23 protein-coding genes are annotated in these 23529 nt (G+C 38.1%); 12 read left to right on the top strand and 11 right to left on the bottom strand.

What is annotated here, in order from left to right; translation table 11 throughout:
* Positions 1–6: 6 nt before the first annotated feature.
* From odhB to sdhC, 6 genes are all read right to left on the bottom strand, one after another.
* Complete coding sequence (odhB, locus tag F933_RS13090; RefSeq protein WP_005055651.1) at positions 7–1215, bottom strand: 2-oxoglutarate dehydrogenase complex dihydrolipoyllysine-residue succinyltransferase; 1209 nt, start codon at positions 1213–1215, stop codon at positions 7–9.
* Complete coding sequence (locus F933_RS13085; RefSeq protein WP_005061839.1) at positions 1215–4055, bottom strand: 2-oxoglutarate dehydrogenase E1 component; 2841 nt, start codon at positions 4053–4055, stop codon at positions 1215–1217. Before F933_RS13085 ends, odhB begins: the two co-directional genes overlap by 1 nt.
* Before the next feature lie 696 nt (positions 4056–4751).
* Positions 4752–5462 (bottom strand): succinate dehydrogenase iron-sulfur subunit, encoded by a 711-nt coding sequence (locus F933_RS13080; protein WP_004664446.1) that lies wholly within the window; start codon positions 5460–5462, stop codon positions 4752–4754.
* Between the two features lie 14 nt (positions 5463–5476).
* Positions 5477–7372 carry a succinate dehydrogenase flavoprotein subunit gene (gene sdhA / locus F933_RS13075; protein WP_005055655.1) on the bottom strand — a complete coding sequence of 632 codons (1896 nt, stop codon included), beginning with the start codon at positions 7370–7372 and terminating at the stop codon, positions 5477–5479.
* Between the two features lie 12 nt (positions 7373–7384).
* Positions 7385–7750, bottom strand: a complete 366-nt coding sequence (sdhD, locus tag F933_RS13070; RefSeq protein WP_005055658.1) for a succinate dehydrogenase, hydrophobic membrane anchor protein — start codon at positions 7748–7750, stop codon at positions 7385–7387.
* A complete protein-coding gene (gene sdhC, locus F933_RS13065; RefSeq protein ID WP_045505219.1) occupies positions 7750–8151 on the bottom strand; it encodes a succinate dehydrogenase, cytochrome b556 subunit in 402 nt (133 codons plus the stop codon). The genes sdhD and sdhC overlap by 1 nt, the downstream gene beginning before the upstream one ends.
* Before the next feature lie 900 nt (positions 8152–9051).
* Between sdhC and gltA the strand changes: the two genes are divergently transcribed.
* Positions 9052–10326: a citrate synthase gene (gltA, locus tag F933_RS13060; RefSeq protein ID WP_005061836.1), complete on the top strand. Its 1275-nt coding sequence runs from the start codon at positions 9052–9054 to the stop codon at positions 10324–10326.
* Between the two features lie 73 nt (positions 10327–10399).
* Here the strand turns inward: gltA and F933_RS13055 are convergent, their stop codons facing one another.
* Entirely contained in the window at positions 10400–11065 is a 666-nt protein-coding gene (locus tag F933_RS13055) for a YARHG domain-containing protein (RefSeq protein ID WP_005061835.1), read from the bottom strand.
* A gap of 70 nt (positions 11066–11135) precedes the next feature.
* Between F933_RS13055 and F933_RS13050 the strand changes: the two genes are divergently transcribed.
* On the top strand, positions 11136–11792 hold the full coding sequence (locus F933_RS13050) for a DUF2306 domain-containing protein (RefSeq protein WP_005061833.1): 657 nt from the start codon (positions 11136–11138) through the stop codon (positions 11790–11792).
* On the opposite strand, the gene F933_RS13045 is transcribed toward F933_RS13050, so the two are convergent.
* Positions 11789–12280 (bottom strand): DUF1289 domain-containing protein, encoded by a 492-nt coding sequence (locus F933_RS13045; protein ID WP_005061829.1) that lies wholly within the window; start codon positions 12278–12280, stop codon positions 11789–11791. The two genes, F933_RS13050 and F933_RS13045, sit on opposite strands and share 4 nt — an antisense overlap.
* Positions 12281–12390: 110 nt before the next feature.
* Here F933_RS13045 and trhO point away from each other — a divergent pair, with 110 nt between their 5' ends.
* From trhO to tmpT, 3 genes are all read left to right on the top strand, one after another.
* Entirely contained in the window at positions 12391–13323 is a 933-nt protein-coding gene (gene trhO / locus F933_RS13040; protein ID WP_005061826.1) for an oxygen-dependent tRNA uridine(34) hydroxylase TrhO, read from the top strand.
* Between the two features lie 144 nt (positions 13324–13467).
* Positions 13468–14085 carry a DedA family protein gene (locus F933_RS13035; RefSeq protein ID WP_005061822.1) on the top strand — a complete coding sequence of 206 codons (618 nt, stop codon included), beginning with the start codon at positions 13468–13470 and terminating at the stop codon, positions 14083–14085.
* 46 nt (positions 14086–14131) lie between these two features.
* Positions 14132–14770, top strand: coding sequence for a thiopurine S-methyltransferase (gene tmpT, locus F933_RS13030; protein ID WP_005061820.1), 639 nt, complete (start codon positions 14132–14134; stop codon positions 14768–14770).
* Between the two features lie 111 nt (positions 14771–14881).
* On the opposite strand, the gene F933_RS13025 is transcribed toward tmpT, so the two are convergent.
* Positions 14882–15781: a LysR family transcriptional regulator gene (locus F933_RS13025; protein ID WP_005061818.1), complete on the bottom strand. Its 900-nt coding sequence runs from the start codon at positions 15779–15781 to the stop codon at positions 14882–14884.
* Positions 15782–15883: 102 nt separating this feature from the next.
* Here F933_RS13025 and F933_RS13020 point away from each other — a divergent pair, with 102 nt between their 5' ends.
* On the top strand, positions 15884–16489 hold the full coding sequence (locus tag F933_RS13020) for a LysE family translocator (protein WP_005061817.1): 606 nt from the start codon (positions 15884–15886) through the stop codon (positions 16487–16489).
* Between the two features lie 138 nt (positions 16490–16627).
* On the opposite strand, the gene F933_RS13015 is transcribed toward F933_RS13020, so the two are convergent.
* Positions 16628–17152: a YecA/YgfB family protein gene (locus tag F933_RS13015; protein ID WP_005055671.1), complete on the bottom strand. Its 525-nt coding sequence runs from the start codon at positions 17150–17152 to the stop codon at positions 16628–16630.
* Positions 17153–17223: 71 nt separating this feature from the next.
* Entirely contained in the window at positions 17224–17430 is a 207-nt protein-coding gene (locus F933_RS13010; RefSeq protein WP_005055674.1) for a PA3496 family putative envelope integrity protein, read from the bottom strand.
* Between the two features lie 353 nt (positions 17431–17783).
* Here F933_RS13010 and rpoD point away from each other — a divergent pair, with 353 nt between their 5' ends.
* The 6 genes from rpoD (at position 17784) to F933_RS12980 (ending at position 23392) form a co-directional block, all read left to right on the top strand.
* On the top strand, positions 17784–19661 hold the full coding sequence (gene rpoD, locus F933_RS13005) for an RNA polymerase sigma factor RpoD (protein WP_005061816.1): 1878 nt from the start codon (positions 17784–17786) through the stop codon (positions 19659–19661).
* Positions 19662–19790: 129 nt separating this feature from the next.
* Positions 19791–20078: a YbeD family protein gene (locus F933_RS13000; RefSeq protein ID WP_004664473.1), complete on the top strand. Its 288-nt coding sequence runs from the start codon at positions 19791–19793 to the stop codon at positions 20076–20078.
* A 156-nt stretch (positions 20079–20234) separates the two neighbouring features.
* Positions 20235–20948 (top strand): hypothetical protein, encoded by a 714-nt coding sequence (locus tag F933_RS12995; protein ID WP_005061815.1) that lies wholly within the window; start codon positions 20235–20237, stop codon positions 20946–20948.
* Positions 20935–21591: a lipoyl(octanoyl) transferase LipB gene (gene lipB / locus F933_RS12990; RefSeq protein WP_005061812.1), complete on the top strand. Its 657-nt coding sequence runs from the start codon at positions 20935–20937 to the stop codon at positions 21589–21591. Before F933_RS12995 ends, lipB begins: the two co-directional genes overlap by 14 nt.
* Positions 21592–21672: 81 nt before the next feature.
* On the top strand, positions 21673–22206 hold the full coding sequence (locus tag F933_RS12985; protein ID WP_005055681.1) for a hypothetical protein: 534 nt from the start codon (positions 21673–21675) through the stop codon (positions 22204–22206).
* 1 nt (position 22207) lies between these two features.
* Positions 22208–23392, top strand: coding sequence for an iron-containing alcohol dehydrogenase (locus F933_RS12980; RefSeq protein WP_005055684.1), 1185 nt, complete (start codon positions 22208–22210; stop codon positions 23390–23392).
* Positions 23393–23529 lie beyond the last annotated feature (137 nt).

Here is a 23529-nt window from a genome sequence, read left to right as displayed (position 1 = left end):
AATGTATTAAAGATCAAGAATGAGTTTAGCTGGTTCTTCTAACAACTCTTTGATTGTTACTAAGAAACCTACAGCTTCTTTACCATCGATCAAACGGTGGTCATAAGAAAGTGCTAAGTACATCATTGGCAAGATTTCAACTTGACCATTTACCGCCATTGGACGCTCTTGGATTTTATGCATACCCAAAATAGCTGTTTGTGGTGTATTCAAAATCGGCGTTGAAAGCAATGAACCGAACGTACCACCATTAGTAATCGTGAACGTACCGCCAGTCATGTCTTCGATACCTAATTTACCGTCACGTGCTTTATAAGCATAGTCACGAATACCGTTTTCAACTTCTGCATAGTTCATACGGTCAGTATCACGAAGTACAGGAACAACTAAACCACGTTCACTCGATACAGCAACACCGATGTCATAGAAACCGTGATAAACGATGTCATCACCATCAATAGAACCATTCACTGCTGGGTAGCGTTTTAGTGCTTCAGTCGCAGCTTTAACAAAGAAAGACATAAAGCCTAAACGCGCACCATGACGTTTTTCGAAAGCATCTTTATATTGCTTACGCATTTCCATGATTGGCTTCATGTTCACTTCGTTAAACGTAGTTAACATTGCAGTTTGTTGTGTTGCAGCCAATAAACGCTCAGCTACACGCTTACGTAAACGTGTCATTGGAACACGTTTCTCAATACGCTCACCAACAGCAACGCTTAATGGTTGAGCTGATGCAGCAGGTTTAGCTTGATGACCAGCAACATCTTCTTTAGTGATGCGACCACCACGACCTGTACCTTGTACGTCAGCAGCATTGATACCTGTTTCAGATAATGCTTTGCGAACAGCAGGAGCTTGATCTTGAACTGGTACAACTGGAGCTGCACCTGCTTCTGTTTTAGCAACAGCTTGTTCAACTTGAGCTGGAGCTGAACTTTGTACTGCTTGAGTATCAGCAGCGCCAGATACTGCGCCTGCTTCAAACTGAGCAATCACTTCATCAGAAAGAACTGTGTCGCCTTCACCTTTAATGATCGCAACTAAGCTACCATCAGCAGGAGCAACCACTTCTAAAACAACTTTATCGGTTTCAATGTCACAGATCACTTCATCACGTGATACAGGTTCACCTACTTTTTTGTGCCAAGTTGCGATCGTACCGTCAGCAACTGACTCTGGAAATACCGGTGCTTTAATTTCGGTTGCCATTATTTAGAATCTCCTGATTGTTCAGCTTCAATTGCAAGTGCGTCATTGACGAGCTGAGCTTGTTGTTTTGCATGCAAGTATGGCGAGCCACAAGCAGGTGCGGCTGATGCTTCACGACCAGCATAGCTAATGCGAATTTGTTTACCAGATTTTAGAACGTCTTCATATAAGCGAGGAACGATGAATAACCAAGCGCCTTGGTTCTTCGGTTCTTCTTGCGCCCAAACAAGTTCTTGAATGTTTGGATAGCTTTCCATTACTTCAGCTAAACGCTGTTCTGGATATGGATATAATTGCTCAATACGAACAATCGCAGTATTATCTAATCCAAGTTCACGACGTTTTTCGAGTAAATCGTAATAAACTTTACCACCACAAAGAACTAAACGCGTTACGTCAGCTTTATTGATGTTATCAATTTCATCAATCACAGTTTGGAATGAACCGTTTGCCAACTCATCTAAAGTTGAAGTTGCAAGTTTATGACGTAATAGCGACTTAGGCGACATTACAATCAGTGGCTTACGAATAGGACGAACAGCTTGACGACGTAGTGCATGGAAAATTTGCGCAGGTGTCGTTGGTGTCATGACTTGCATATTATCTTCAGCACAAAGTTGCAAGAAACGCTCTAAACGTGCAGATGAATGTTCAGGACCCTGACCTTCATAACCATGTGGCAATAACATTGTAAGACCGCATACACGTTCCCACTTGGTTTCACCAGACGCAATAAACTGGTCAATCACAACTTGCGCACAGTTTGCGAAGTCACCAAATTGCGCTTCCCAAACAATTAAGCTTTTAGGCAAAGTTGTTGCATAACCATATTCAAATGCAAGTACGGCTTCTTCTGACAATAAAGAATCATAAACCGCTGTACGAGGCTGATTTTCTTTAATGTGACAAAGAGGAATATATACAGAACCATCAACTTGGTTATGTAATTTTGCATGACGATGAGAGAATGTTCCACGACCAACATCTTCACCTGTAATACGCACAAGGAAACCATCATCTAAAAGTGTTGCATAAGCTAAAGTTTCAGCAGCACCCCAGTTGAGTGGCATTTCGCCCGTTTGCATTTTTACACGATCATCAATCACTTTTTGTACTTGGCGTTGTAATACGAAACCTTCAGGTAATGTATTCATTGTTTTGCCAAGTTCTTTTAAACGATCGATGTTGAAGCTTGTATCCCAAATATCAGTATATTCATGACCTAGATATGGGGACCAGTCCACGAACATCTTTTTGTTTGGTTCACGAACCAAAGCATTAGCAACATGGTTACCTGCTTCTAAATCAGAACGATAGTCTTCTACCATTTGATCAGCAGTCGCACGATCAAGTACTTTTTCTTGTACCAATTGATCCGCATACAAAGTACGCGTTGTTGCTTTTTTATTGATGACTTGATACATCAATGGTTGTGTTGCAGATGGCTCATCTGCTTCGTTATGACCACGACGGCGATAACAGAACAAATCAAGAATCACATCTTTACGGAATTCATGACGGAAATCATGTGCAATTTGAGTTGCAAAAATAACTGCTTCAGGATCATCACCATTCACATGGAAAATTGGTGCCTGAATCATTTTAGCAACATCAGTACAGTATTCTGTAGAACGCGTATCGCGTGGATCAGATGTGGTAAAACCAACTTGGTTATTCACAATAATATGAACTGTACCACCCACCGTGTAGCCACGTGTTTGTGACATTTGGAAGGTTTCCATGTTCACACCTTGACCTGCAAACGCAGCATCACCGTGAACAATTAGCGGAAGTACATCGTCACCACCAATATCTTTACGACGAACTTGACGAGCACGTACAGATCCTTCAACTACAGGACCAACGATTTCTAAATGTGATGGGTTAAATGCCAAAGCAAGATGAACTTCGCCACCCGAGGTCATGACATTTGAAGAAAAACCTTGATGGTACTTAACGTCACCCGAACCTTTTTTGTGAATACTTTTACCTTCAAATTCACCAAAAAGATCAGCTGGGTTTTTACCCATAATATTTACAAGTAAATTGAGACGTCCACGGTGTGGCATACCAATGACGACTTCTTTACAACCTACACTACCTGCACGTTGAATAAGTTCGTTGACCATTGGAATAAAAGACTCACCGCCTTCCACACCAAAACGTTTAGCACCAACAAATTTATTACCAAGGTATTTTTCTAAACCTTCAGCCGCTGTCAAACGCTCTAAGACGCCTTTTTTCTGATCAGCATTTAAATTATATTTACCGCGAACACCTTCCAAACGTTGTTGAATCCAACGTTTTTCTTTGGTATCTACAATGTGCATATACTCTGCACCAATAGAACCACAGTATGTCGCTTCCATTGCCTCAATCATTTCTGACAATGTTGCTTCTGCTTTACCAATCGCAAGATTACCCGTATTAAATACGGTATCTAAGTCAGACTTGGTTAAGTTGTGCGCGGATAAATCAAGATCAGGAACGTCTTCGCGTTTTGCAAGACCTAATGGATCAAGTTTCGCTTTTTGATGACCACGATTGCGGTAGGCAGCGATGAGTTGTAATACACCAATTTGACGACGCTCATGCTCTGTGCTTACAGTGCTTTGAACAACAGGTTGAATTCGGCTTGAATTACGACCTAAGAGGAGGAATTGCTCGCGCACACTGCCGTGTGGTTGATCACCTTTAGGGTATTTGTCGAAATATTCACGCCAATCCTCTGACACTGAGGTTGGAGATGTTAGGTACTGTTCGTAGAGCTCTTCGATATACGCTGCACTATCAGCGGAAAGTTCAGTGTCAAGACGCAATGCGTCAGCAACTTCTTGCATTTTTGGACCCATTTCCTATTGCAAAAAATAATACAGGTTGCCTTTTAAGCACACCCATGATTCATAATGTCAAATTGGTAACATGACATTACTACCCAAGATCATCCAACCTTGAGACATATCACTACACATCAGGAGTATTCCTTTTGATGTAATAAATGAGCTATGTGCTTTCAATTCAAAGCACATAACTCATCCTTATACTCGATAAAATCGAGCAATTTTTTGCAAATCATTTTAGAAAAATTAAATAATTTTTTAACTTTTCTAAATTGACTTTCGTAGAATAATTTGCATAAATCTCAAAGTTGCACTTTTCAGATAACTTTTAGAATATGCTCATTTTTCGCTTTCAGTTGTGGCAGAATCCTAACATGTTATTCAGCTTGGATTGATTTTTTTGACACATACCATCCATAAAGCAGCTAAATACACGTCACTAATTATATTCTAATATACCGCCCTTTTTATAATAGTTGCATCTTTATAGACCAAAGTTAAACATTCGCTACAATTTTTGCACAAACACTATGCAGAGTGCTTAAAAACAGAACAGGATCATGTTTTTATTTATTTTTTGAATTTATTTAGTAGAAAAACCAATAAACAAAAACTCAAATTCACACAGTTTAATTTTAAAAATAAAAAACGGGAGCTTCTTTCAAAGCTCCCGTTTTTTTTGTTAGAACATTCTGATTAACCAGCTTGATCCAACAACATATTACGGATGTGACCAATTGCTTTTGTTGGGTTTAAACCTTTAGGGCAAACTGATACACAGTTCATGATTCCTTTACAACGGAACAAAGAGAATGGATCGTCTAAACGAGCCAAACGCTCTTGTGTTGCTGTATCACGAGAATCAATAATGAAACGGTATGCATTTAATAATGCAGACGGTCCAAGGAACTTATCAGGGTTCCACCAGAATGATGGACATGAAGTCGAACAACATGCACAAAGAATACATTCATACAGACCATCTAAGTGTTCACGTTCTGCTTGAGACTGTAAACGCTCTTTCGCTGGCGCTGGCTGATTGTTAATCAAGAACGGTTGGATTTTGTCATATTGATCGTAGAATTGATTCATATCTACAACCAAATCTTTTACAACTGGTAAGCCAGGTAAAGGACGAATCACAATTTTCTCTGGTAAATCGTTCAAGTTCCACAAGCACGCTAAACCATTTTTACCATTGATGTTCACACCATCCGAACCACAAATACCTTCACGGCAAGAGCGGCGGAATGTTAATGATTCATCTTGTACTTTCAACGCAAGTAACGCATCAAGCAACATACGGTGCTTATCGGTCAACTCAAGTTTGAAAGTTTGCATGTACGGCGCTTTATCCTTATCAGGATCATAGCGGTAGATTTCGAATGTACGAGTGCCTCTACTCATCTTTGTTCTCCCGATTAGAATGTACGTGGTTTAGGTTCAATTGCTTCAACCGTTAATGGGCTGAAACGTACTGGCTTATATTCAAGACGGTTATCTGATGAATACCACAAAGTATGTTTCATCCACTCATCATCACGACGACCGTAAGAATAAGTTGGGTGATCAGGTGCTAACTCATAGTCAACAACTGTATGTGCACCACGACATTCTTTACGTGCAGCAGCAGAAATTAGTGTCGCCTTCGCAACTTCATATAAGTTTTCAACTTCTAATGCTTCAACACGTGCTGTGTTAAATACTTTAGATTTGTCTTTTAAATGAATATTACGAACACGTGGTTCAATCGCAAGAATTTCTTTTACACCCTTGTCAAGCAATGCTTGAGTACGGAATACACCTGCGTGATCTTGTACGATGTCACGGATTGCATCAGCAACTTCTTGTGCATTTTCACCCGTGGTTGAATCATCCAGCTTACGAATACGATCTAATGTATTTACCAATACATCAGTCGGAAGCGGCTGATAATCATCGCCATGATGTTTAGTTACGTAATCAATGATGTGCTCGCCCGCTGCTTTACCAAATACTACAAGGTCAAGCAATGAGTTTGTACCTAAGCGGTTTGCACCATGTACAGATACACAAGAACATTCACCAATTGCATAGAAACCTTTTACTGGTTTCACATAATCACGTGTACCTTTATAGGTATATTCTTTCGTGTCTTTATCATAATGCGCAGAGAATTCACCCTCTTCCACACCATGAGGCACAACCACTTGACCATGAATATTGGTTGGAATACCACCCATTTGATAATGGATTGTTGGTACCACAGGAATTGGCTCTTTAGTACAGTCAACGTTTGCGAATTTCTTACCAATCTCAAATACAGATGGAAGACGCTTCATAATCGTTTCAGCACCCAAGTGAGTCATATCTAATAAGATATAATCCGCTTTAGGACCACAACCACGACCTTCTTTAATTTCTTGGTCCATAGAACGTGATACGAAGTCACGTGGAGCCAAATCTTTTAAAGTTGGTGCATAACGTTCCATGAATGGTTCGCCGTCTTTGTTACGAAGGATACCACCTTCACCACGACAACCTTCAGTCAACAATACGCCTGCGCCAGCAACACCCGTTGGGTGGAATTGCCAGAATTCCATATCTTGTAATGGAATACCTGCACGAGCAGCCATACCAAGACCGTCACCCGTGTTGATATATGCATTGGTTGATGCGCGATAAACACGACCAGCACCACCAGTAGCAAACAATGTTGCTTTCGCTTGGAATACTGCGATATTACCTGTTTCTTGGTCAATAGCAGTTACACCAAGCACATCACCCGCTTCATTACGGATGAGGTCTAATGCAATCCATTCTACGTAAAACTGAGTACCCATTTTTACGTTGCTTTGATATAAAGTATGAAGCAAAGCATGACCTGTACGATCGGCAGCAGCACATGCACGTGGAACCGCTTTCTCACCGTAGTTTGCAGAGTGACCACCGAAAGGACGTTGATAGATTGTCCCATCTTCGTTACGGTCAAAAGGCATACCTAAGTGTTCAAGTTCATAAACAACTTTTGGTGCTTCACGCGTCATAAACTCGATTGCGTCCTGATCGCCTAACCAATCCGAACCTTTAACCGTGTCATAGAAGTGATAATGCCAATTATCTTCTTGCATATTTCCTAACGACGCACCAATACCACCTTGGGCAGCAACAGTGTGTGAACGTGTTGGGAATACTTTGGTCAATACAGCAACTTTTAAACCAGCTTGAGCAAGTTGGTAAGAAGCACGCATACCTGAACCACCACCACCGACAATAACTGCATCGAAAGTGAGGTTTTGAATATTTGAATAATCTTCTTTAGGGTTAATTGCGCCCATGATCTCTTCCTATCAATTTGCCCAGAAAATCTGGATACCCCAGATTGCGTACACGAACACTGAAATAATAACAGCAGATGTCAGTACAAGGCGTAAACCTGAAGCTGAAGGACCCATTTGACGAGTCGTTACATAATCTGTAAAGACTTGCCACATACCAATCCAAGCATGTGCAACGAGCGATAATACTGCTAATAAAGAGAAAATCTTCATTGGCAGAGTTAACATAAAGCCAGCCCACTGTTCGTAGCCGAATCCGCTATTACATAAGATCCAACCGAAGATCACCACAGTATATGCAGCTAACACTACAGCACTGACACGTTGGATATACCAATCGCGAGAACCTGAACCTGTTAAACCTGTAGCACTTTTCATCAGAACATAATCCATACGAATGCTGCGACGATACCAATCGCAGACAAGATCAATGAAACTGTAGCTGCAATACGACCACTTTGTAATTCTTCCGCAAAACCAATATCAGCAAGTAAATGCTTGATACCAGCAATGAAATGGAAAATTAAGCCAGCTACAAATACCCATACGACAAAACGTACAATGATATTTCCGAAAACGACATTTTTAACGTAGTCAAATCCTTCTGGTGAAGATAAAGATTTATCTAAAATCCACAAAAGAACAGCGACTAATAAGAAAACGATTACACCTGATAAACGGTGTAGAATTGATGCAATAGCCACGGGTGAGCGTAAATTTACCGCTAATACCTGACCCATGGACAAATTGACAGGTCTGTTGCTTTTCACAGCGGGCATCCTGTAGGTAGAAACTCCATCCGGAGTTTGTTTGAATTAATTCAAAGGAAAGCTGGCATTGTTAGGCAAGCATAGTGCATGCCCAACCTATATAACGACACCGAATTATAAAACGTGAAATATCAAAATACAAACAATCAGTTTTAGCTTTAGTCTAAAAAACAAATAAATAAGAATCATTTACATCAATTAAAGCATGAAACGCCCCCCTGTATGAATTAATTTAAATTCATCCCACTGTTATTTAAGAATAAAATTTAATCAGCACTTTCCATCTCTTGCGCTATAAATAGCAATAATTATTTCTAAAATCTTACAAATGAAGATGATTTTATTGATAAATAGCCCATAAAAGGAGTGATTATAATTATTGTTGAAAATAATACCCCTCATTTATATATAAAATATAAAAATTCAGTAATCTATATTTTCATTACTTTTATAAAAGTAAATTGATTTTTTTTTAAACAATTAGTCGCACTAGATTAGGTCGTTTATAATTTAATTTTCAATAATATCTTCGGTTTTTTGACCTATTATTTAACTGTAGGCCATGAGATACATAGTTTTTTAATCCTAGATAAGTATTTATTTTATAAGCACCAAAAGTTTGCAAGCATAAAAATTTACTTACAATTGTACTGGTGCTTCATTTTTTTTATGCACCTAAAACATGATTTGACATATTATACTCGACCGATGCTGTGATTTTACTCAATTTTTTCTTCGATATGGAATGACTAATTGACTGTAGCAACGTCATTTTTTATCCCTAAGTATAATTGACAAAATTTTAGTAGCCACTAATCTTATAGCAAATTTTGACAACGTCTGATTCGCACATGACAAGATTAGTATTTCGAGTCAGATAATCATTCACCAGGACAGGAGATCTATTGAATGTCTGCAGCAACTGGCAAAAAAGCCGTATTACAGCTTGATGGCAAAGAAATTGAATTACCAATTTACAGCGGCACATTGGGCCCAGATGTAATTGACGTTAAAGATGTTTTAGCATCTGGTCACTTTACTTTCGATCCTGGTTTTATGGCGACAGCTGCTTGCGAATCTAAGATCACATTCATTGATGGTGACAAAGGTGTGTTATTACACCGTGGTTATCCAATTGATCAATTAGCGACTCAAGCAGACTATTTAGAAACTTGCTACTTATTATTAAATGGCGAGCTTCCAAATGCTGAACAAAAAGCAGAATTCGACGCAAAAGTACGTAACCATACGATGGTTCACGACCAAGTAAGTCGTTTCTTCAATGGTTTCCGTCGTGATGCCCATCCTATGGCGATCATGGTTGGTGTTGTTGGTGCATTATCTGCGTTCTATCACAACGGTTTAGACATCGAAGATGTAAACCATCGTGAAATCACAGCAATTCGTTTAATCGCGAAAATTCCTACACTTGCAGCGTGGAGCTACAAGTACACTGTAGGTCAACCATTCATTTACCCACGTAATGACTTAGGTTATGCAGAAAACTTCTTACACATGATGTTTGCTACACCTGCTGACCGTGATTACAAAGTAAATCCTGTTCTTGCTAAAGCAATGGATCGTATCTTCACGCTTCATGCTGACCACGAACAAAATGCTTCTACTTCTACAGTTCGTCTTGCTGGTTCGACTGGCGCAAACCCATATGCATGTATCTCTGCTGGTATCTCAGCACTTTGGGGACCTGCTCACGGTGGTGCAAACGAAGCTGTACTTAAAATGTTAGATGAAATTGGTAGCGTAGAAAACGTTGCTGAATTCATGGAAAAAGTGAAGCGTAAAGAAGTTAAACTCATGGGCTTCGGTCACCGTGTGTATAAAAACTTCGATCCACGTGCGAAAGTCATGAAAGAAACTTGTGACGAAGTACTTGCTGCACTAGGTATCAACGATCCACAATTGCAACTTGCAATGGAACTTGAGCGTATTGCGCTTAACGACCCGTACTTTGTTGAACGTAAACTTTATCCGAACGTAGACTTCTACTCAGGTATCATCTTAAAAGCGATTGGTATCCCAACAGGTATGTTTACGGTAATCTTCGCGCTTGCACGTACAGTTGGTTGGATCAGCCACTGGTTAGAAATGCACAGCGGTCCTTACAAGATCGGTCGTCCACGTCAGCTTTACACAGGCTCGACTCAACGCGATATCAAACGTTAATTTTTGTTGAAAAGTTAATGTTAAAAAAGCTGCCAATTGGCAGCTTTTTTATTGATTCACTAAATCAAATCAGTTAACGCCCCCAATCCAAATCTTTTGCATAAGGCTCTACTAACTTAATACGCTTCACATTTTCTTTTTCGATCTTAGTTAGACGAGTATCCACATTGGTGTAACAAGGCATATACCAATCATTTTGAGAAAAGGTTATTGCCCATTTTTTATTCTGAAAAGCATAGCCATGACGCGCATAGATCTCGTTCCGCATATATTGCAACTGCCCCAAAGGTACTTGTAAGTCTGCATCTTTTAATAAGCGTGATGAAGCATCAGGAAATTCCCCTTGCCCTTTCGCATATTTACATTGTTGCGAGCTTAAACTAAAAAATTTCGGTTTCACCGTTTTTGCAGCAGACAACCATTGTGCATCAATCGGCATCGTATTGTTTTTATAATCTAAAATAAATTTCCCAACATCTGCGCCTTGACCTATTTCATTCAAGGATAAAGTATAATTCAAATCAGTCTGCTGAATTTTACCTTTGAAATGAGTTTGCTTTCCATTCAATAGACTATAACCCGTGATATCAGTGCCTTTTTGCTGAAAAAATAATGAGATTTTTTGCTCATCGTTATATAAGCCTGTCCATGAAGCAGATATTTGAGGAATTTGAGCTACACTAAGCGCACTACAGGCGAAAGTTGTACTGAAAATTAATATTTGTTTGAGCTTATTCATTTCGCTATTCTCATTTAATAGACATTATTCAAATTATTTTCATTCCATATCATAACAGTGATCAATATTTATGTGGAAAATTCTCAATCAACTCACTCAATTGATTACTGTCATGGTGTTTATTTATTTGAGTTGGTTGATGCTGAAGATATGTATGCAATATTTTCCATGGTCTGACAGCAATCATTTTTTAGTTTTAAAGCAGGATGTCGTCCACACCCAGCCTTGGCGCTTGGCTTTCCAGATTCATGTAATCACCAGTAGCCTCGTTTTATTGGCTGGTTTTACTCAGTTTTCCAAAGACATTCGTAGAAAGCTCCCTCACCTACATCGTTATGCAGGTTGGCTGTATATTTTTATCACCCTTGGTTTAGCTCTACCTAGCGGTTTTATCTTGGCACTTTCAGCCAATGGAGGATTAAGTACACAAATCGCTTTTGTGTCACTTGGTTTATTATGGGGACTGAGCAGCTTATTAGCGCTCTATTATGCTTTTCAGCGGCAATGGAGCAAGCATCGCAACTGGATGATTCGTAGCTTTGCCTTAGCTTTATCTGCGCTTAGTCTCAGAACATGGAAGTTAGCACTTTATGAAGTTCAACCTTATTGGGATTGGCTAACGCCCATACATATTTATCAGCTTGAATCATGGTTAGGTTGGACGATCAATCTATTAATTGCTGAAATCATTATTTCCAGATTGAGTATTAAGAAGAAAAATATTTAAATTTCATCTTCTTCTAATGCACGCAACAAATTATTGCTAATTCCATCTGCACGTAACCATGCTAACTCATAACTCGCCTTTGCCAACGCAAGCACTCGCCGTTCAAACTCATCCCAAATGGGTTTGACTTGTGAATCATTAATCCCAAGCCCACTGTCATGTGCCAAGTGTTTATTTTTTTCACAAATTTTTAAAGCATGATAGAGCTTACGCCCTTTACTCGCACTGTCTAACACTCGAACACGCTTATTTTGAATAAAACCCTCGATATGCATTAAATTCGCGTGCGGTAATAACGGAATAAGGATTTGATCCAACTGCGCATCTAATCTGGTCCATACAGCCAAACGATGCTCTGCTGTATAAGTATTCCATTGAATCACCTCGTGATTAAAGCGACGACAACCTCGACAGACTAGATCACCAAACACCGTAGAACAACGCCCTGCACATGGGGTTAATGATGGAATTCGACGATCGTTACTCAAAACCAACTCCTCATAAAACCATATTTACTTTATGGTTTTCTCGCTTATTTTCAAATTTCGCGCTAAAATATGCGCCTTAATTTTCTATCTTAATACATTTGGAGTTATCCATGAACGCTACTGTAGAACAGCTTGCACCTGTAGAACAGCAAGCGACCAATAATTGGGTTGTTGCGGCACTATATCAGTTTAAAGAAGTTCAAGATGCAGCAGATCTGCAACAGCGTCTTTTAGATTTAGTGAATAGCATCAATTTATGTGGAACTCTTATTGTTGCATCAGAAGGAATTAATGGAACTGTTGCTGGTGATCGCGCTGCGATTGATACAATCCATCAATTTCTCCTGAATGAAGGCTTTAACGCAATGGAATATAAAGAGTCTGAAAGCTCTGAAAAACCATTCCGTAAAATGAAAATTAAACTAAAAAAAGAAATCGTAACTTTAGGCGTAGAAGTCAAACCACGTGATTTAGTCGGTCACTATCTTGATCCAAAAGAATGGAATGATCTAATTGCACGCGATGATGTTATTTTGATTGATACTCGCAATGACTACGAATATAAAGCTGGTACATTTAAAGGCGCAATCGACCCTAAAACTGAGTCTTTTCGTGAATTCCCTGAATATGTAAAGCAAAATCTTGAACAACATAAAGACAAAAAAATTGCAATGTTCTGCACAGGCGGAATTCGCTGTGAAAAATCAACGTCTTTGCTGCTACAAGAAGGTTTTAATGAGGTTTATCATCTCAAAGGCGGTATTTTAAAATACTTAGAAGAAACACCTGCTGAAGAAAGCATGTGGGAAGGTGAATGCTTCGTCTTTGATGGCCGTACTGCGGTTACACACGGTGTTGAAGAAGGTGAAAATATCAAGTGTCATGCATGTGGTTGGCCTTTAACTTCTGCAGAGGCCGAACTTCCAAGTTATGAACATGGTGTTTCTTGTGTTTTTTGTATAGATAAAACAACTGAGAAGCAAAAAGAAGGCTTCCGTATGCGTCAATCGCAGATTACTGCAGCAAAACGCAAGCGCCTTTAAATCAAGATCAATTATAAGTAACAAACAGCCTTAGTTTTTACTAAGGCTTTTTTATATATTAAAAAGTTAACCAATCCACTATTGAGAGTTTGACTAACAACAATTAATCTTCAATACAATTTAAAAACGAATATCAAAGGTACTATGGGACTTGAAGATTGGGTCTTATCAATTATGGAAAAATTAGGATATTTGGGAATCGCATTCCTTATGTTTCTTGATAATGTCTTCCCGCCTATTCCATCCGAAATTATCATGCCATCTGCGGGTTATACCGCTTCAAAAGGTGATCTAACTCTCATTGGTGTCATAATAGCTGGTAGTGCTGGCTCACTTTTAGCTGCAATGCTTCTGTATTGGATTGGTCGTAAAATTCCGCAGCAACATTTATATTTATTCATCGAAAAATATGGAAAGTATTTAAGAATAAGCGTTACCGATTTTGAAAAATCTTTAACTTGGTTTGAAAAACATGGCCATCGCGTCGTTTTTTTTGGACGTATGGTCCCCGCAGTCCGCTCCCTAATTAGTATTCCAGCAGGCATGAGTCGAATGCCTTTCAGCAAATTCATGACTTATAGCGCTGCAGGAACAATTATTTGGACAAGTTTTTTAGCTTATGTAGGATATCATTTTAGTGAAAACCAAGCGTTAATGGCTGCGATCACTCAACGTATTGGCTATATCATTCTGCTTATAGTGGCAGTTTACGTCTGCTGGCGTTTAGCAAAAAAGTATTATCTAGCCAAAAGAAAAGACTAACGTATTGAACATCTATTATTTAAGCGTAAAAAGTGAGGATTGATTAATGCAACATGATTTTTGGCATGATAAATGGAAATCCAATCATATCGGCTTTCATCAAGATCAACCTCATAGCTTACTCATAAAATATTTTTCGTGTTTAAATTTAGTGAAAGGCGCAACCGTATTTGTTCCCCTTTGCGGAAAAAGCCATGATATAGCTTGGCTTTTAGAGCAAGGCTATCATGTCATTGGAATTGATCTGAGTCCGATTGCCATTCAAGATCTTATAGTAGATCTAGGTCTTACATTTGAAGAGCATCAAGTAGGAACATTAATCCATTACCATCACTCTCAAATTGATTTATTTGTTGGTGATTTTTTTGCATTAACATCAGCACAACTCGATCAAGTCGATGCAATTTATGATCGGGCTGCACTTATTGCACTGCCTGAACAAATGCGTAAACAATATACCCAACATCTTTCAAAAATTACTGATCAAGCCCCACAACTTTTGATTAGTCTTGAATATGATCAAATGTTATTAGCAGGACCACCTTTTTCTGTTGCTGAATATGAATTAATTCAACATTATGCTCGAGACTACGATATTGATTTACTTGCCTCAAGCCCAGAAAACTTAAAGGGTAAAGTTATTGCCTATGAACATGTGTGGCATCTTACAAAACTTTCTATCTAAGTTTTAAAGCATTTTTATCGTCTACTTTATTATTAAAAGATTTAAGGCACTGAATCAAAATACCTTTTGATCGATCTTTCTCATTCTATTAAGTGATTGTATACGACACATCTAGCAATCAGAGTCGTGCTTTGGCTTAAGTGATGAAGACCTTAATTGGCTTGCCTGCATTTCAATTCTTAACCAATCTCTGAATAAGAGCTTTCTCACATCATTTTCAAATGGTTCAGCAGATAGTAAAAAATAAGAAGATTCATCTTGATATCCTGAACTAATTAAATCAAACATTTGAAATTTCACTTCCTTTTCGACCATATATGCAGAAACCACTGTTGCGCCTAAACCCGCCAAACTTGCCTCAATACACAGATAAAAATGTTCAAGTGATGTTTTTTTATAATCTTTGAGCAACTCAATGTTTTGTTGCTTAAATTGCTGCCAAAGTTTTGGTCTAGATGCAGAAATGAAAATTTGCCGATGGGTTAGTTGGGCATTTTTTGCCGCCACACATAGCATAGTTTCATCGGCAATTTTTTCACTGTAAATTCCATCACCCCAATCAAAATCATTACGCCTTAACGCCAAATCCACTTTTCGATCGTGAAAATTTACTGCCCCACCACCCGTTAACAGCGTCACATCAAATTCAGGATAAAGATTTTTAAACTTATTCAGTCGTGGGATGAGCCATTTCATAGCAATGGTTGGCTCACATGAAAGAACTAAATTTTGGCTATTTTTAGACTGATCTTTTAAATCTAATAAACATTGATCTAGCTGTTGGAATATTTGCTGACAACACTCAAATAAAATCTCACCCTCTGTGGTTAGACTTAATTTTCGTGTTTCTCGACTAAATAGATTAAAACCCAAACTATCTTCTAAATTTCTGAGCTGCTTACTGACTGCACCTTGAGTCACAAATAACTTTTTTGATGCAATCGTCATACTTTCAAAACGAGCAACATAATAAAAAAACTTTAGTGAATTCAGAGATAAACGCTCAATCATTCCAAAAACTCATATGTATTAGAGAATTAATTTCGATTTAAACTATAACAAAGATATGAAAAATATAGAAATTCTTGTAATACCGATATTTGGAATAAATGAGTGAATGAAATAATTGCTGTGGCGCTGGTTACGATACTAGCAGTAATAAGCCCAGGTGCAGATTTTGCACTGATTACTCGCAATAGTTACCTATATGGACGCCGTTTAGGAATATACACAGCCTTTGGAATTGCCTGCGGTGTTTGGGTACATATTAGTTATAGCCTAATTGGATTAAGCTTTCTAAAAAATCATATTCCAAATTTAATTCAGCTTATTCAATACATAGGCGCAAGTTATTTAATATATATCGGTTATAAAACCTATATCCAGCGTCCAATTATATTAAATGAAGATAATACTGAAACGACGCATTGGAAAACCTTTCAACATGGTTTTTTGACCAATAGCTTAAATCCTAAAACTACTCTCTTTGTAATGAGTATTTATTCTCAAATTATGACATCAGAAAATAGCTTAACAAAACTGTTTGCTTATGGTATTTACATATCAGGCATGCATCTTTTATGGTTCTGTTTAATTGCACTTTTTTGCTCAAGTCCAGTAATCCGAAATAAAATTCTCGCTCAACAACGCAATATAAATCGTATTATTGGTATTATTCTAGGTGCTTTAGGTCTTAGTTTATTTCTTACGAATCTTTAGCAACCTTTATATAAATATTTCTTCGATACAAATCACAACAACAGTAATAAAAAAACGTCCTTCAAGGACGTTTTTTTATTTAATCTTTTAAATATGCTATATACCAAAATCTAGATCTTAATAATACAGAATATTGATTTAAGATGGCGTGTGATACATTAAATAAAGTTCATTTAAATTATCTGGAATTTCTTCAGCTAATTCATCCATCAATTGACCATTACGACGGAAAGACTCCATTTGAGGGTCTTCTTCATCAATACCGCTAAAGACCATAATCGGTAAAGTTAAGTCAATCAATTGCTCTTCAAATTCAGGCGCAAACCATGCATCTTCATTTAAGAACATCGCATCAACAAAACCAACACTCCAATCACCTAAGCTAGATTCCACATCGGCTTCTTCAATTTCAAATGGAAACTCGATCCCATTTTCATTGGCTAAATCTTGTCGTAGTGATTCTAACCAAAGTTTGATTTGTTCAATGACTTCATTCGGAATTTTCTTTTGGTTATTATCGAACAGTTCATCTAACCAACGATCAAATTTTGGCCCTACAGCTATCGCACATAGAAAGCCATGAGTTGCCGCAAAATCTAGACCATGTTCGTTTTGGTCACCGTCAAGATAGTTACTCAATAAGTCTAAATCTAACGTACTCATTCTTTATCCAATTTCAAAAAAACATCGGCAACAGCATAACATCTTAAAGCCCAAAGTCTCAGCAATTTTGCTTAGTCTTCATCACCAAGATCATCATCGTCGAAATCATAGTCAAAATCTTTTAATTCACGCTCCAAACGACGTTGAGCTAATAAATCATCAATCAAACGGCGCTTTTCTAATGATTCTTTGGCACTGATTTTTCCTGATGATTCATCAAAACTAACATCATCCTCACCGTAGTTATCATCATCTAATTCAAAATCTGTAGAAGACACTAACACTACCTCTATATTATGAAAAATGTAATTGGGTCTAGCCGCTATTTATCGGTCTTAGCCATCCGTGTCAAGTTTTATTTGTTTTTTTTACTATAAAACCTTGTTTTGTACTTTTTTTCGGCAGTTTTTTTGTGTATTTATAGTCTAATAGTATTTAGATCGAAAAAATATTTTTGACATGACTTAATACTTGAAAAAAATTGATCTAGCCCCATATTTTAGAAACTAGCATGAAATCAAACATATTTTTTTATTTAAAGTTAACGGATCAAATCCAAAACATTCTGAGTGAATTGTGCTATCATGCACGGTTTTTCACCGCCACAGATTCAACAAAAGAGTAAGCAAAGATGAGCGATATGAATTCCCCTACTTCGCAAGTAGCGGCTCTGATTAGCCGAGGCAAAGAACAAGGTTACTTAACTTACGCTGAGGTTAACGATCATCTCCCAGACTCAATTACAGAAAGTGAGCAAATTGAAGACATTATTCAAATGCTTCAAGATGTCGGGATTCCTGTGCATGAACGTGCGCCTGAAACTGATGACACCATGTTCGGTGAATCAACTGAAGCAGCTGATGAAGTTGCAGAAGAAGAAGCGGCAGCAGTATTAGCATCAGTTGAAAGTGAGCCTGGTCGTACCACTGATCCAGTTCGTATGTATATGCGTGAAATGGGAACTGTTGAACTTCTCACACGTGAAGGCGAAATTAGTATTGCGAAACGTATCGAAGAAGGTATACGTGACGTTTTACACTCAATCGCTTACTGGCCAAATGCTGTTGAAGTCGTTTTAAAAGAATATAATGATTTTTTAACTGGCGAGCGTCGTCTTGCTGATATTCTTTCTGGTTATTTAGATCCAGAATCTGATGAAGAAATTCCAGAAGTTCTTGAAGAAGCTGAAATTGAAGAAGCTGGCACTCCAGCAACGGCAAAAGAAGTAAAACTTGACGATGAAGATGAAGACGAAGAATCTGAAGGTGATGATGATTCTGAAGGTGAATCAGGTCCAGATCCAGAAATTGCTAAGGCTCGTTTTACTGAGCTAGAAAATGCTTGGAATGATACTAAAGCAATTATCAGTAAACATGGTCGTAATAGCGAAGAAGCAAAAGTTGCGCTTGAATCATTAGCAACTGTGTTCATGATGTTCAAATTTACACCGCGTCTATTTGACATTATTTCAGAAATGATTCGCGGCACTCATGATCAAATTCGTACTAATGAACGTGAAATCATGCGCTATGCAGTTCGTCGTGGTCGCATGGATCGTACAACTTTCCGTATGACTTTCCCTGAGCAAGAATCAAACCCTGCTTGGTTAGATGAGCAAATTGCAAAAGCACCTGCCGAAACAAAAGCACATTTAGAAAAAGTTCGCCCAGATGTATTAGCATTCCAACAAAAGATTGCTGACATCGAAAAAGAACTAGATCTAAACGTTAAAGAAATTAAAGATATTTCTAAACGTATGGCTGTAGGCGAAGCGAAAGCTCGTCGCGCTAAGAAAGAAATGGTTGAAGCCAACTTACGTTTGGTAATTTCGATTGCGAAAAAATATACAAACCGTGGTTTACAATTCCTTGATCTTATTCAGGAAGGTAACATTGGTTTGATGAAAGCTGTAGACAAGTTTGAATATCGTCGTGGTTATAAATTCTCGACCTATGCAACTTGGTGGATTCGTCAGGCAATTACGCGTTCGATTGCAGACCAAGCACGTACCATTCGTATCCCAGTGCACATGATTGAAACAATCAACAAAATCAATCGTGTTTCACGTCAACTTCTTCAAGAGATGGGACGTGAGCCTACACCTGAAGAGTTAGGTGAACGCTTAGAAATGGATGAAGTAAAAGTTCGTAAAGTGCTTAAAATCGCTAAAGAACCGATTTCGATGGAAACACCGATCGGTGATGATGAAGACTCGCATCTTGGTGACTTCATTGAAGATGGCAACATCACATCTCCAATCGATGCTGCTACTTCAGAAGGCTTAAAAGAAGCAACTCGCGAAGTGCTTGAAAACTTAACTGAACGTGAAGCTAAAGTATTGAAAATGCGTTTTGGTATCGATATGCCAACCGACCATACTTTAGAAGAAGTAGGTAAACAATTTGATGTAACACGTGAGCGTATTCGTCAGATTGAAGCGAAAGCATTACGTAAACTTCGCCACCCTTCTCGCTCAGAACACTTACGTTCATTCTTGGAAAATGACTAATATTGGGAAATTTTGAGTGATGGTGAGAGCCACCTTTCAGAACTTGAAACTAAATATTTCATCCCCATCTAGTTATTAGATCAAAAAGCGCCTGCACTGATGCAGGCGTTTCAAATTAAGAGGTTGCTCATGTTAGACCGCACTCCTTCTCGTGAATTGCAAGAACATCTTTGGGTTTTCCCGATGGACTATCCAATCAAATTGATTGGTAATGCAGGGGATGAACTTCGAGTAGCTGTTGTTGATATTTTGCAGAAGCACTTCCCAGAATTTGATGGAGGTACTGTTAAAGTTCAGCCATCACGTACAGGTAAATACCATTCTTTAACTGCGCAATTACGCTTTGAAGAGTTGGAGCAAGTTCATGCTTTATATGCAGATCTTGCAGCTTGTCCTTTAATTAAGACAGCGCTTTAAAAAGAGGAATCCAAAATGCGAAAGTATTTTGGATTTTTTTAGCTTATAAAAATACATGACCATACAAACTACTGATAAAATTAAATATATTTACGATTATTGTTAAAGCATTTTGTGAAATAACGGATGAAAATAAGATTTTTAGTCTCCATAAGCATGATTTTAGCATCAAGTTTTTGCTATGCAAAAACAGCAAATTTTATATGGCAAGATGAGCTATGCGAGTTTAAAGGTGTTTACGATGCTGGCAAATACTCTGAAAAACAATTAAGCGATACCGTTAAAATGATGCAACAGCGTCATACAACGCTATTGAATAGTAAATCCTATGCTTTTAAACCGAGTCAAATTGCAGAAATCAATGTGGATCTGATTCGTAAAGAATATGAATTAACAAAGAAAGAATTAAAAAGCTTACAGCCTATTCCACTGAAAGAATTTGAACAATTAAAAGATCGTTTACTAGGTTATCTTGATCAGGAATATAAACATCACTATTTAACTGCTCTAGCCTTTTCACAACCTCAGAAACTGTTAATACCAACCTATGGAACACAATGTTTATCCATTGCAAAATCATTAAATACTCACAATAAATCTCAATTAGTGAATAATGCAAAATTATCAATGCAACGAGAAAATAAAGAACAGTTAAAATTAGGCAATGATCCTCAATTTTTAGCAAAACGTACTCAAGACTTTTACTCTAAACTACAAAGTAATGAGGCTGTTCAATATGCTCAAATTCAACTGATTCGTGAATGGTCAAACTGTGCTAATCCCCATCAATCGAGTAACGATCAGTTAGAACAGATTTTCCGTACAAAAGTATTTATTCAGTCAAAGGAAGTTTACTGTGACGAACCTTGATAAACCCAGCTTAATCGTTCGCTGTTTTCATGATCTAGAGGATTACACGATTCGCTTTGAAGCAATGAAGGAGTTTACAGCGAATCGTGATGAAACTACGCCTGATGAAATTTGGTTATTGCAACATCAAGATGTTCTCACTCAAGGTCAGGCTGGTAAAGCTGAACACATCCTGATTCAAACTCACTTACCTATTGTACATACAGATCGTGGTGGACAAGTAACTTGGCACGGCAAAGGACAACTAGTTGCTTATTTCTTATTAGATTTAAATCGTTTGAAATGGCATGTGCGTACTTTGGTGAGCTTTGCTGAACAAGCAATGATTGATTTGCTTAAAATGTACCACATCGAAGCTTACGCAAAACCAGATGCACCTGGCGTGTATGTAGATGGTCGAAAAATTGGCTCTCTAGGTTTTAAAATTCGTCGTGGACGTAGCTACCATGGCTTAGCTTTAAATATCGATTGTGATTTAACAGGTTTTCAAACGATTAATCCGTGTGGATACACTGGTTTAGAAATGGTACGCTTACAAGACCTATTAAGTGACTACCCAAGTTTTGAGCAGCTCTGTCAAGATATTATCCAGTATTTAAAAAATACAGATTACTTTCATGACCTCGTAGTCAAATCTGAATAAACTACTTTTCAATTACAAAGAAATAAATTAGAGTAAATACTCTAAATTTGCTTTTGCATAATTTTAACAAGGGATACGCAAGTGATTTCGACCAAAGCAGTGAAGCCCACTTTGCAATTTGCCTACGTAAAACTCATGATGGATGTTGTTGGTCGTGGTTTAGTAATGGCAAGCCAAGTGGATAATGAAGTACAAGAGGAAGTGTCTAAATTTCCTGTTGGTTTTGTGCTTTCAATGAATGTTTTCCCAAATGGACCTGCATTTGTTGCAAAAGTAACAGAAGAAAAGCAATTAGAACTTTTACCAAATTATAAAGGTAAGCCTGATCTAACCATCACATTTAAGCATTTAACCCATGCATTTTTAGTTTTCTCTTTTCAAGAGAGTACAGCACAAGCTTTCGCAAATGATCGCATGATTGCTGATGGAGATGTATCGAGTGCTATTCGTCTCGTACGCTGTTTAAATAAGATGGAAGCATTAATCTTACCTAAACTGATCGCCTCACTTGCTGTAAAACGTTATCCAGCAGAATTAACATTGAAACAAAAATTCTCTGGTGCAAAAAATATCTATCTTAAAGTCGCACAATCTTACTTTAAACGGAGTGCATAACATGGCTAAGCCTTATTACGAATTTTTCTGTCCTGTAAAAGTAATTGCTGGTAATGCTGCGTTAGAGCACATCCCTTTTGAACTTGCTACTTTAGGCGCAAAACGCCCAATGATCATTACAGATAAAGGCGTGCGTGCAAATGGATTATTAAGCCCAATTGAAGCTGCATTTAGCACAACAGATGCTGTCATCGGTGCAATTTTTGACGATGTTCCGCCAGACTCAAGCTTAGAAGTGGTCCGCTTAGCTGCCGAAACTTATCGTAAGCAAAATTGTGATGCAATCATTGCAATTGGTGGTGGTTCAGTCATTGATACCTCAAAAGCAACCAATATTTTGGTTTCAGAGGGTGGCGATGATTTACTTCAGTACTCTGGTGCGCATAATCTGCCGAAGCCACTAAAACCATTTTTTGTGATTCCAACCACATCAGGTACAGGTTCAGAAGTGACCATGGTTGCTGTTGTATCTGACGTTCAACGCAATGTGAAGTTAGCGTTCGCATCTTATTATCTTATGCCTCATGCAGCGATTCTTGATCCACGCATGACCATGACATTGCCGCCTCATCTTACTGCAATGACGGGTATGGATGCACTGACGCACTGTGTTGAAGCATATACATGCTTAGCTGCAAATCCACTGAGTGATGCTTATGCAAGTGCGGGCATCAAGAAAATTAGCGAAAATTTATTTAAAGTTTTAGATAACCCAAGTGATGCCCAAGGTCGTTTAGAGCTTGCTCAAGCATCAACTATGGCGGGTATCGCATTTTCTAACTCAATGGTTGGTTTAGTTCATTCACTCGGTCATGCTTTAGGTGCTGTTGCGCATCTCCCCCACGGACTTTGCATGAACTTATTTCTACCTTATGTGCTTGAATACAACAAAGAGATCAATGGCGATAAAATTGGTGAGTTATTACTGCCACTTGCTGGTGCGGATATTTACGCACAAACACCTGCCAATCTGCGCGCCGATAAAGCAATTGCAACGATTTTAACCATGCGTGATCGTTTATTCAGCTTAACCAAGTTACCACGTACTTTACGTGAAACTGGTAAAGTGACAGAAGCACAATTAGATGAAGTTGCAGAAAAGGCATTAAATGATGGTTCAATCATTTATAATCCGAAAGAAGCAAACTTGCAGGATATTCGTGCAATTTTACAAAAAGCTTGGTAATTCATTTATTTAATTAATTTTTTACAAGCAAAAATCCCCAATACCTATTCGATATTGGGGATTTTATATTTTAGGTGAATCTTTATTCATCGGTTTGTCTCGCAAATTGGCAAAAAAATTGCTAAAAAAAACATAAA

Source organism: Acinetobacter beijerinckii CIP 110307 (assembly GCF_000369005.1).
GTDB lineage: Bacteria > Pseudomonadota > Gammaproteobacteria > Pseudomonadales > Moraxellaceae > Acinetobacter > Acinetobacter beijerinckii.
Note: the sequence above shows the minus strand (reverse complement) of the source record. Positions and strands in the feature narration are given on the sequence as shown.